A 10603-nucleotide genomic window follows, 5' to 3' on the forward strand; every position below is an offset into this window, starting at 1 on the left:
CCGCGCCCGCGCCGGACCCGGGGCCGAGCGCGGCGCGCTCCGGATCTCTCGTCCGCACCACCGCCCGGCCACCCCGGCCGGACCGGTATGAGGGGAGTACCCGTTGACGACCAGAACGATCCGCATGGCGGCGCTCGCGGCAGGGCTGCTGGTGCTGCCGTTCACCGGCGCCGCGGCCGCGGCCACCCACGCACCCGCCCCGGCGGCCGCGGGCGACCTGCGCGCCGCGCCCTACTACATGCCGCTGGACAACGACCCGCAGGACATCGCCGAGGCGATCGAATCCAGCGGCCAGCGCGACTACATCTTCGCGTTCGTGCTCGCCCCCGACGAAGGGAGCTGCACTCCCACCTGGGACGGCAAGGCCGACCAGGAGGTCGCCACCGACACCGCGGTCCAGGCGAAGGCCGACGCGGTGCGCGCGGCGGGCGGTGACCTGTCGGTGTCCTTCGGCGGTTACAACGGAATCGAGCTCGGTGCCGCCTGCGCCGACTCGGCCGCGCTCGCCGACGCCTACCAGCAGGTGATCGACAAGTACGAGCTCACCCACATCGACCTCGACGTCGAAGGCGACGACCTCGGCGACGTCGCGGGCGAGACCAAGCGCTTCGAAGCGATCAAGACGCTGAAGGAGCGCAACCCCGAGCTGCACGTGACCCTCACCCTGCCGATGACCACGGTCGGCCTCAACGAGGCGGGCAAGGCGGAGATCCAGCGTGCCAAGGACATCGGCGCCGAGATCGACCTGTTCAAGATCATGGACTTCGACTACGGCGGCCCCGGCGACGACATGGCGAACAGCGCGATCTCCGTCGCCGAGGCGTTCCACGGGCAGCTGCGCGAACTGCACCCCGAGTACGACGACGCGGCCGCCTACGCGCGCACCGGCGTCATCCTGATGAACGGCCACACCGACCAGCCGAGCGAGCTGTTCACCCCCGACACCTTCCGCGCGCTGCTCGACTACGCGAACGAGCACCAGATCGGCCGCTTCTCGTACTGGGCGCTGAACCGGGACCGCGTGTGCACCGAAGAGGGCGGCTGGGCCGACGGGAAGTGCAGCAGCATCGAGCAGGCGCCGTACGAGTTCACCAAGATCCTCGCCGAATACCAGTGATGGTCAGGAGAAACCTGATGAAGAAGCTTCCGAAGCTGCTGGTGGCCGTCGCCGCCGGAACCATGCTCCCGCTGACCGCGGTCGGCGCCGCGGCCGCCGCGCCGGACGCGCCCGCAGTGCCCGCCGCCTTCGCCGCGCCCGCCGCGCCCGCCGAGATCAAGACCGCGCCCTACATCGACGTGATGCAGGAATCGCCGACGCTGCCCGAGGTCGCCGAGGCCACCGGGCAGAAGCACTTCACGCTGGCCTTCGTGCTCGGCAGCGCCGCGGGCTGCACCCCGATGTGGGGCGGTGAAGCGGCGCTGGACGACCAGCGGATCATCGGCCAGATCGACGAGCTGCGCGCGCAGGGCGGGGACGTCATCGTCGCCACCGGCGGTGCGATGGGCCCGTACTTGGAGAGCGTCTGCGGCACCTCCGACGAGCTGCTGAACGCCTACAAGTCCATTCTGGACACCACCGGCTCGAACCACCTGGACATCGACGTCGAAGCCACCATCCAGCACGACGTGGTGAACGAGGCGCTGGCGAAGCTGCAGGCCGAACGTGGCACCCAGGTCAGCTACACCCTGCGGGTCCAGAGCGACGAGACCGGCCTCGACCCGTACTCGCTGCAGGTGCTGCAGAGCGCCGCCGACCACGGCGTCGACGTGCTGGTCAACCCGATGGCGATGGAGTTCGGTTCGCAGAAGCCGTGGGGCGAGGCCGTCATCGCCGCCGCCGAAGCGACCCTCGGGCAGATGAAGCAGGTCTGGCCGGACGTCGACGAAGCCGGGCTCAAGGCCAAGCTCGGCGTGACGCCGATGATCGGCCGCAACTTCAACGGCAACGAGTTCACCCAGGAGCACGCGCAGCAGCTGGTGGACTGGGCCAACGAGAACCAGATCGGCCTGCTGTCGTTCTGGTCGGCCGGGCGGGACAACGGCGGCTGCCCGGGTGGCGCGGTGTCGCCGACGTGCAGCAGCATCGAACAACAACCCTACGAATTCACCAAGTTGCTTCAGGGTTTCGGAGGTTGAGGTCTCTCCACTCCTGTTGCTCGGGGGTGGCGGAACCTCAGCTGGTTCCTCGCTGCGGGATCGATTTCACAGGTGGCTCCGCCACATGAGAAATCGCTGTCCTCGCGAGGAACCAGCTGAGAACCCGCTGCGGTGCCGGTGTCTTGGGTGGTCGGCGGCTCATCGGCTTCGCCGCTGACAGGCGAAAGATGAAGGCCGGTGATGGCTCTGTTGAGCGGGGGGGCACCTGATTCAGGCCCCCCCCCCGCTCGCATGCTGTCGGTCCTTTGTGGACTTCTAATAGGTGACTCCGGGGAATTCCTGGCGGGCCTTGGTGAACTGCTGCTCGCGGTCGTCCGGCCAGCCGAAGGCGCCGGTGGCCTGCTCCTTCAGGTTCTTCCCCGCGGCGCCGCTCATGAAGTGCACGAACTCGCCCCAGTTCAGCTCGCGGGAGAACGAGTCGCCCGACGCCGGGAAGTGCTCGCCCAGCAGCGCGAAGTAGCGCACCATCACCTGCGCGCCGCCGTGGTCGCGCCACAGCGGGTGGAACCAGTCGCGGAACCAGTGCGTGCCCTCGCGCGGGAAGTCGTCCACGTGGTCGTCGGCCGACATCCGGTCGAAGAAGTCCTGCGCCTCGGCCTCCATGCCGAGCCCGACGTACACGTCGTAGATGTAGAACTCCATCCACTTGCTGTCGCCCCACAGGCCGAACGCGGGCGAACCGTGCTTGCCGGCGGCGATGAGCTCGACGATGTGGCCCGTCTCGTGCGTGACGATCTCGTACTGCGGGGTCGTCCAGTCGGTGCCGCCGACGTCGCTGACGTTGCGGTGGTCGTGCGACTCGTCGTACACGGTGGACGGGTGCCCGCCGAAGTGCTTGCCCTCGTGGTGGATCGAGTACAGGCGGTCCTCGTTCATCCGGTTCCCGGAGTTGCCGTAGGTCCGCTGCGCGTACTGCCACATCGACGTCAGGTACGGCAGCAGCCACTCGCTCGCGGCCTGGTCCACGTCTCGGTCGAAGTACAGCGCGACCGTGTCGTTGTGGTCGGCGAGCCGCAGCTCTTCGGAATGCTCGAACCAGTGCTCCTGCCACGTTTCCGGCGGCGGTTCCGGGGCGCGCGCCGCGGGCACGGCCAGACCGGTCCGAGCCAGCGCGGGAACGGCCAGCGCCGAGGTCAGGGTCGTTGCCAGGAATGTCCTTCTGCGCACGTCTTGCACCTTTCGGGGGAGGCGCGGGCGGTTCGCCCGACGAGATCGCGATCATTCCCGCGACCGGACCCGGAGCGGCGCCGATGGCTGGAACTGACCACCTGCGCCGGATTCCGGGAGGAGAGCGTTGATCCGTTCGCCGCGGACGAGCACGATCGTCGTTGCGGCGCGGGCTCTTCCGGGCGAGCGGAGGTGTCCGTGCGCGCATCCCGGCCCGATCGATCCCAGCGGATGGGTACGGTGTCGACCGTGTTCCCCACCGCGGAATCCCTGCTGTCCGGGCCGCGCGGCCGCCGGTGCTGCCTGGAACTGGCGCTGTCCTCCGGGGACGACGAGCGGTGGGCGGCGGCGCGCCGCGCGGTGTTCTTCGCGGCGCACCACGTGGATGCGGCCGCGGGCAAGTCGGTGCTGTTCGGCACCGGGCCCGACGTGGAAGCTCCGCCGCACCCGTCGAACGCCGAGATCGCCGACCTGCTCGCCGCGCTCCCGCCGCCCGAGCCCGGTGCGGCGGACCTGGTGCGGGTGCTGGCAGAAGCGGTCGCCGCCGCCCGCTACTGGCAGGAACCGGACGGGAAGGACGTGCTCGCCGCCGCGCCGCCTATCCGCGCGGCCCTGGAACCGGCGGCCGTGGCGCTCGCGGGCTGCGCGGCGGCGGACTGGTGGACGAGTCCGCTCGACCGCGAGTTCCAGCGGCTGGTGACGTTCCGCCCGGGCACCTCCGTCCCGGGACCGGTCGATCCGGAAGGTGCCCTGGCCCGCTGGCGCACCGAGGAGGTGTCCACGGAGGAACGTGCCCGCCGCGAGTGGCCGCGCTCGATCGACGCCCCGTTCAGCGCGATCTGGTGGTCCGGCCCGCCGTGCGAACTGCCGTGGACGACGCGGAACATGGGCGAGCACGGACCCGGGGGCCTGTGGTTCGTCGAGGACGGGATGGGCTGGGAGGACGCCGCCGTGCACTCGGCCGAGGTTCCGCCGGACGCCGAGGTCTACGAGATCGACGGCCCCGAGGCCTGGGCCCGGTTGTGCCGCGACCACCCGCTGGAGGTGTCGGCGAGCCACCGCCACGACTGGTACCGCACCACCGGCCGGGACGGGCGCTGGGTGCTGCCGGACTGGTCCGAGGTCGCCCGCCACCACGACGCCGTGCACCTCACCGTCACCGGCTACCTGACCACCGCCGGGATCGCGATCCCTGTCGACGGAGACCGCGCCTCGGTGTTGGCCGGTTGGGACCCGGACGCCACGTGCTGGCTCACCACCCCGCCCCGGGTCGCCGCCACCGGAAACCCCTGGCACGACCCGAACAGGACGGGGTGGCGCCCGCATCCCGCCGGGTGAACGGCCACCGGGTTCCCCGGGGCGCGGTTCTCAGGGGAATTCCCGAGGTGCCGGGGAGGCCGGTGCGACAAGGTGCAGGGGAGATCCGCTGCGGCGGAATCCTGCTACCCGCTGGGGAGAAGATGCGCAGAACCACTCGACTCGCCGGAGCCGCCACGGCCGCGGCACTGCTGCTCGCACCGGTACCGGCCTCGGCCGCGGCACCGGCTGCGCCGCGGCTGGAACTGCCCGCGCCGACCGGCCCGAACCCGGTCGGCACCGGCTCGCTGCACCTGCGGGACGAATCCCGCCCCGACCCGTGGGTGCCGACCGGCGCGCGGGAACTGATGATCACCGTCTGGTACCCGGCGGCCGAAGCGGTGGGGGAGCCGGCCCGCTACCTGAGCCCGGCGGAATCGCGGCTGTTCCTGGAACTCCAGGCCGAGCACGGCACCCCGCCCGTCGACGACCCCGAGGTCCTCAGCACCGTCGCCACCCACGCGAAGGTCGACGCCCCGCCGCAGCGCACCCCGGACGGGCATCCGCTGGTGGTGCTCTCGCCGGGATTCTCGTTCCCCCGCGCGACGATGAGCGGCATGGCCGAGGACCTCGCCTCCCGCGGCTACGTGGTCGCGGCCATCGGGCACGACCACGAGGCGGCGGGCATCGAGTTCCCCGACGGCCACGTCACCGAGTGCGACGCGTGCGAGACCGCGGACCTCGCGGGCGTGGTGCGCGGCAGGTCGCTCGACGTGCGGTTCTTCCTCGACGAGTTCCTGGAGGACCCGCGGTTCGGCCCGCTCGTCGACCCGGACTCGATCGGCATGGTCGGGCACTCCATCGGCGGCGCCAGTGCCGCCGAGACGATGCACGACGATCCGCGGATCGACGCGGGCGCCGACCTGGACGGCACGTTCTTCGCCCCCGTCGAACCGCTCGACCGCCCGTTCCTGCTGCTCGGCGCCGGTGCGCACGGACCGGGCGGCGTCGACGACTCGTGGGACCGCACCTGGGAGCGGTTGCACGGCTGGAAGCGGTGGATCACGTTGAACGGCTCCGGGCACAGCACCGCCATCGACCTGTCGGTGCTGGCCGACCAGCTCGGCATCGAACGACCGGGAGAACCGCTGTCCGGCGCCCGCGGCACCGAACTCGGCGACCGCTACGTCGCGGCGTTCCTCGACCGGCACCTGCGCGGCCTGCCGCAACCCGTCCTCGACGGCCCGACCGAGCAGAACCCGGAAGCCCTGTTCTGGCACCAGGACTGACCGGACCGGGCGGGCTCCGAACCCGAGCCCGCCCGGTGGCGGACAGCGTGTTCCCTGAGAAGATCAGCGGCGGTGAGCAGTGCGTTCGGTGCTGCATCCGGCAAGGGCGATCATCGCTGAGCTGGTCGGGGGAGGAGGCTGGACGTGGACCCTGCGGTGCACGATTGGTTCCGACGGCGTACCTTCCAGCGCCCTGAGTGGACGGTTCCGGAACTCGCGGAGTTGAAGGGCGAGCAACGGGTGAGCCTGGTGCTTCCGGCGCTGGATGAGCAGGAGACCGTGGGCCGGGTCGTGTCCACCCTCTTGCCACTGACGGGGCCGGGACGGTCAGGTGAGCAGCCGCTGGTCGACGAGCTGGTGGTGGTCGACTCGGGCTCCGTGGACCGGACGGTGGCCGTGGCCGAGCGGGCGGGCGCTCGGGTGCTGCGCAGGGAAGACGTGTTGCCGCGGTGCGCACCGCGCCCTGGCAAGGGGGAGGTGCTCTGGCGGTCGCTGGCCGCGACCGACGGAGACCTCGTGGTGTTCGTCGACGCCGACCTCACCCGGTGCGAGGCGGACATCGTGCCCGCTCTGCTCGGCCCGTTGCTGAGTTCGGCGGAACCGGTGCTGGTCAAGGGTTTCTACCGGCGTCCGCTGGAGACCGGCGCGGTGCTGCCCGCCGCCGAGGAGGCCTCCGGTGGTGGCAGGGTCACCGAGCTGCTCGCCCGCCCGCTGCTGTCGGCGCTGCGTCCGGAGTTGAGCGGAGTGGTGCAGCCGCTGGCGGGGGAATACGCGGCGCGCCGAGAATTCCTGGAGTCCGTCCCGTTCGCACCGGGGTACGGGGTGGAGATCGGATTGCTGCTGGACGCTCATTCCGCGCACGGACTCGACGGTCTCGCGCAGGTCAACTTGGGAGTTCGCGGGCACCTGCACCAGGACTTGGCGGCCTTGGGCGTGATGTCGCGCCAGGTCCTCGACACGGCGTTGCGGCGGTGCGGAGTCGTCGGCACCGACGTGGCGTCCGCTCCGTTCGACCAGTTCCGCTTCGAGGACGGCAGCGCGGTGCTCCACCGCTCCGACGTGCTGGTGGAGGACCGCCCGCCGATGCGGACGATGGCCGGGCGTTGCACTGACCCGAGCTCGGTGATTGTCTGACTCCGCACGATCACCAAGCGTTATGCTGGTGCCGATCTTCGACGGAACCAGGGGGCGGCCTCGATGGCGGACGGTCACTGCAACGAGAACACGGGATCAGCGCAGGTCGTTGCCCAGGTGGGCACTCTCACCGGGGACATGCACCTGCACCTGCCTTGGCGGCAGGCCGAGCCGCGAAACCAGGTGCCGAACCCGACCTCGCACTACACCAACAACGAACGGCAGCTGTCGGAGATCAGCGCCGCACTGCTCCGGCCCTCGGACGAGGGCCAGGTGCCGGCGATCGCGGTGATCGTGGGTCCGCCGGGGAGCGGGAAGAGCGCCACCGGCTACCGCTGGGTGTTCGCGCACTCGAACACCTTTCCCGACGGGGTCTTCTACGCCCCGTTGGGTTCGGGGCCGGACGGCGCCGGAGCGCCAGGGTCGGAGAGCGAGGCGCTGCGCCAGTTCCTGATCCGCGTGGGGTTCGAGCCGCACGAGATACCGGACAGCCTGGCGTCGCGCTCGGCCTGGTTCCGGGAGTGGAGCGCCGGCAAGCGGGTGGCCGTGGTCATCGACGATGCAGTTCGTGCCTCGCAGGTGCGGCACCTGCTGCCGGGCGTGGGCCGATCCGCGGTGCTGGTGACCTCCGTCGGGGACCTCAGCGGACTGCGAGCGACCGAGCAGGTCACCTTCGTGGAGATCACCCCGCTGGAACCGGAGTCGGCGCGGGAACTCCTGCGCCGCATCGCGGGCGCGCCCCTGGTGGACGCGGAACCGGCGGCGGTGGAGGAGCTCATCGGGCTGTGCCAGGGATCGGCGTTGGCGCTGTCGGTGGCGGCCGTGCTGCTCCTGGGACGCGGCGAACGCCCCGTGGCTCCGCTCGTGGCACGGCTCTCGCGAGAAGGCCGGTTGGTGCGGGGACTCTCCCGGGATCCGGAGCTGTCGGTGGACGTCGTGTTCGACGCGGCCGCGGATCGGCTCTCCCCGGCGGAGCACAGCTGCTATCTGGCGTTCGGCCAGCACCAGGGCGACGGGGACATCAGTTTGGAAGCGCTCGCCGCCGGGCTGGACGCGGACCCGGAGGACGTCGAAGCGCACCTGGACCGACTCGTCGCAGCGAAGCTCGTGACCTCGACGGGGGAGGAACGCTACGGGGCGAACCGCTTGGTGCGCGAGCACGCCCGGCGGCGTGCCGAGCTGCACGAAGGCCGGAGCGCCGAAGCCCGGCGGATCCGCGACCGCCTAGCGAGCTACTACCGGATCGCCGCGGTGCGCTGCGGACACGCGATGAATCCGAGGCGTGGCTGGCTCGAACGGTTCTGGCCCGGCTTGACCTCGGGCGGTGCCCACGTCGAGAAGGCGCAGGCTCGGCAGTGGCTGGAGGCCGAACGGCGCACGCTGCGGGCGGTCATCGACGATGATCACCGGGAGGGCCGGGTCGAGACGTGCGTGCTCGCGATCGCTCTGTGGCCGCTGTACGAGCACAGCAAGGACTTCGCCGACCTCGAAGAGACGAGCCACTACGCTGAACGGCTCGCGGAACACTGGGAACTGCCGTTGGTGCGCACCCTCGCGCTCGTCCAGCGCGGTTTCGCGCCGCTCGGCAGGCAGGAGTACGCCGCCGCGGCGGAACTGTTCGCGCAAGCGCGGAAGCTGTGCACCGACCACGGAGACCTGGAGCTGACCGCCACCACGATCGAGTCGCAGGCGCTGGCCGCCCGTGGTCTCGGCCAGGTCGTGCGAGCCCGCGAGCTGTTCGAGGAGAACCTCGAGCTGGCGCGGAAGTCGGGCAATCCGCAGCGGGTGGGCGTGGCACGGATGCATCTCGGGTCGGTGGCTCCCGCATCCGAGGCGGTGCTCCACCTCGAGGAAGCGTTGGCCTGGTTCGAGAAGGGCGATGCCGTCAACACCGCGAAAACCCGCATGTGGCTGGGGATGCGCCTCGGCGAGCTGGGGGCGGCGGAGGCGGCAGGCGTAGCCCTGCACCGAGCGCTGGACACCATGCTCGAGTTGCGTCGGCACACCGATGTGGCCCAGATCCGGCTCGGCCTCGCGGAGCTCGCGCTGGCCGCGGGCGATCGGGACGAGGCACGAGCCCAGCAGCGCGAAGCGCAGGCGCTCTACCGCTCGCAAGGCTGGTCGTCGCAAGCCGAGCAGGTCGAGGCGCGGCTGGCAGGGCCCGAAGCGTGAGCCGGGTCCGGTTCAGCCCTGCTGGACGCTGACCCCGAGGGTGCTCCGGCGGTCACCCGAGCGCACCGGAACCGTCCGCGGGAACTCGCTCGGAACGAGCCGGTCGCGCAACCACCCGTGCAGGACCGCACCGCACACCGCACCGAGATCGGGAGCGGCGGTGAACACCACCGCCAGACCGTCCTGCGCCACCGCGAGCCACCGGCCCTCCGGAGTCCGGACCACCGCGAGCAGGCAACCGGGCAACGCGTCCAGCGAAGCCCGCGCCCACTGCTCCGGGGCGGTGCACGGCTCCTCGTGCAACACGACGTCGGCGAGCTCGAGCATCCGCCGGGACGGGGATCGGACACCGGTCACCAGGACGACACCGGCACCGGAGGACCACGAGCCCGGAGTCGCCGGATATCGCCGCACCTGGAGTTCGACGCCGGCGCCCGCCTCCACGCTCACGAGCTGACCGGGCGGTGCGGGCAAGTCCACGTCGGGCAGCGGTACCGCTACGGGTTCGGCGGGAACCTCGGGTTCGTCCAACTCCAGCCAGTCGTACACCGCGGTGCGCAACAACCTGGCGGACTCACCCGGCACCGAGGTGGCGAGTTCCGTGACACCGGCGAACCGCTCGGTTCGGTGGGAGCGAGCGGTGGATTCCAGTTGAGCGAGCAGATCACGGTTCGGATCCAGCAGCGGTGCCGCGGCATTGAGCCGGGCGATCGGCGATTCCGGGTCGAGCGAGTCCTCTGGCGCCGCGGTCACCAGTAGTGGTGTGCCGAGAGCCGCCGAATAGAAGGTGACAGAACCGTGGTCCCCGATGGTGAGGTCGGCGGCAATGAGCGCGGCCCGCCAACCCTCTTCGGGAGGCAGGACGACGACGCCGGCGCGGGCGCAGTCCTCGAGCCACATCCGCACCTGCCACGGCGAATGCCCGTGCCAGACGTTCGGGTGCAACGCGACGACGATGCGGTATTCGTCCAATGGGAGCCGCGCGGCCAAGCGGGCCACGATCGACGAGTCCTGCCCGAACAGGGAGGAATCTCCCCAAGTCGAGGAGACGAAGAGCAGCTGCTGCCCGGGGTGGACCCCGAAGCTCCGCCGGTAGGTCTCCCGCAGTGGAACGCTGGCCAGGATCCGGTCGAAGCACGGATCACCGGCGACGAGCGCCACATCGACGGCTTCCGGACAGTGTTCTCGCAGCCTGTCGACCTGCTCGACGTGCGAGAGCACCGTCGTGGAGGGGATGAGTTCGCCTTCGTGGCGCAGCCATTCATCGGACAATCCGAAAACGGGTTTCCGGGTTTCCGGGTTTCCGGGTTTCCGGGCTTCCGGGCTTCCGGGCTTCCGGGCTTCCGGGCTTCCGGGCTTCCGGGCTTCCGGGCTTCCGGGCTTCCGGG

The 10603-nt window shown here is 70.9% G+C and carries 8 protein-coding genes; 6 read left to right on the top strand and 2 right to left on the bottom strand.

Translation table 11 applies throughout. The annotated features are described in order from the left end of the window. The first annotated feature begins 103 nt into the window (after positions 1–103). Together LCD35_RS22585 and LCD35_RS22590 are read left to right on the top strand one after the other, a co-directional pair. Positions 104–1117 (top strand): chitinase, encoded by a 1014-nt coding sequence (locus LCD35_RS22585; protein WP_224957497.1) that lies wholly within the window; start codon positions 104–106, stop codon positions 1115–1117. A gap of 17 nt (positions 1118–1134) precedes the next feature. Further along, the gene (locus LCD35_RS22590) at positions 1135–2136 is read left to right on the top strand and encodes a chitinase (protein WP_224957498.1); all 1002 of its coding nucleotides are present in this window, start codon (positions 1135–1137) and stop codon (positions 2134–2136) included. Between the two features lie 276 nt (positions 2137–2412). Here the strand turns inward: LCD35_RS22590 and LCD35_RS22595 are convergent, their stop codons facing one another. Further along, complete coding sequence (locus tag LCD35_RS22595; protein ID WP_224957499.1) at positions 2413–3324, bottom strand: hypothetical protein; 912 nt, start codon at positions 3322–3324, stop codon at positions 2413–2415. A 249-nt stretch (positions 3325–3573) separates the two neighbouring features. Here LCD35_RS22595 and LCD35_RS22600 point away from each other — a divergent pair, with 249 nt between their 5' ends. The 4 genes from LCD35_RS22600 (at position 3574) to LCD35_RS22615 (ending at position 9215) form a co-directional block, all read left to right on the top strand. Next, on the top strand, positions 3574–4662 hold the full coding sequence (locus tag LCD35_RS22600; RefSeq protein ID WP_225044804.1) for a hypothetical protein: 1089 nt from the start codon (positions 3574–3576) through the stop codon (positions 4660–4662). 122 nt (positions 4663–4784) lie between these two features. Then, a complete protein-coding gene (locus LCD35_RS22605) occupies positions 4785–5909 on the top strand; it encodes an alpha/beta hydrolase (RefSeq protein WP_224957501.1) in 1125 nt (374 codons plus the stop codon). A gap of 156 nt (positions 5910–6065) precedes the next feature. Then, positions 6066–7043 carry a glucosyl-3-phosphoglycerate synthase gene (locus tag LCD35_RS22610; RefSeq protein ID WP_224957508.1) on the top strand — a complete coding sequence of 326 codons (978 nt, stop codon included), beginning with the start codon at positions 6066–6068 and terminating at the stop codon, positions 7041–7043. A 117-nt stretch (positions 7044–7160) separates the two neighbouring features. Further along, the gene (locus LCD35_RS22615) at positions 7161–9215 is read left to right on the top strand and encodes a hypothetical protein (RefSeq protein WP_225044805.1); all 2055 of its coding nucleotides are present in this window, start codon (positions 7161–7163) and stop codon (positions 9213–9215) included. 12 nt (positions 9216–9227) lie between these two features. Here the strand turns inward: LCD35_RS22615 and LCD35_RS22620 are convergent, their stop codons facing one another. Further along, a complete protein-coding gene (locus tag LCD35_RS22620; RefSeq protein WP_224967164.1) occupies positions 9228–10487 on the bottom strand; it encodes a hypothetical protein in 1260 nt (419 codons plus the stop codon). Between the last annotated feature and the right edge of the window lie 116 nt (positions 10488–10603).

Source organism: Saccharopolyspora sp. 6V, from assembly GCF_020176785.1.
GTDB lineage: Bacteria > Actinomycetota > Actinomycetes > Mycobacteriales > Pseudonocardiaceae > Saccharopolyspora_C > Saccharopolyspora_C gregorii.

Bases quoted from the DNA above. Each gene is read 5' to 3' on its own strand.
- LCD35_RS22590 (WP_224957498.1), top strand. From the start codon at position 1,135: ATGAAGAAGCTTCCGAAGCTGCTGGTGGCCGTCGCCGCCGGAACCATG.
- LCD35_RS22605 (WP_224957501.1), top strand. From the start codon at position 4,785: ATGCGCAGAACCACTCGACTCGCCGGAGCCGCCACGGCCGCGGCACTG.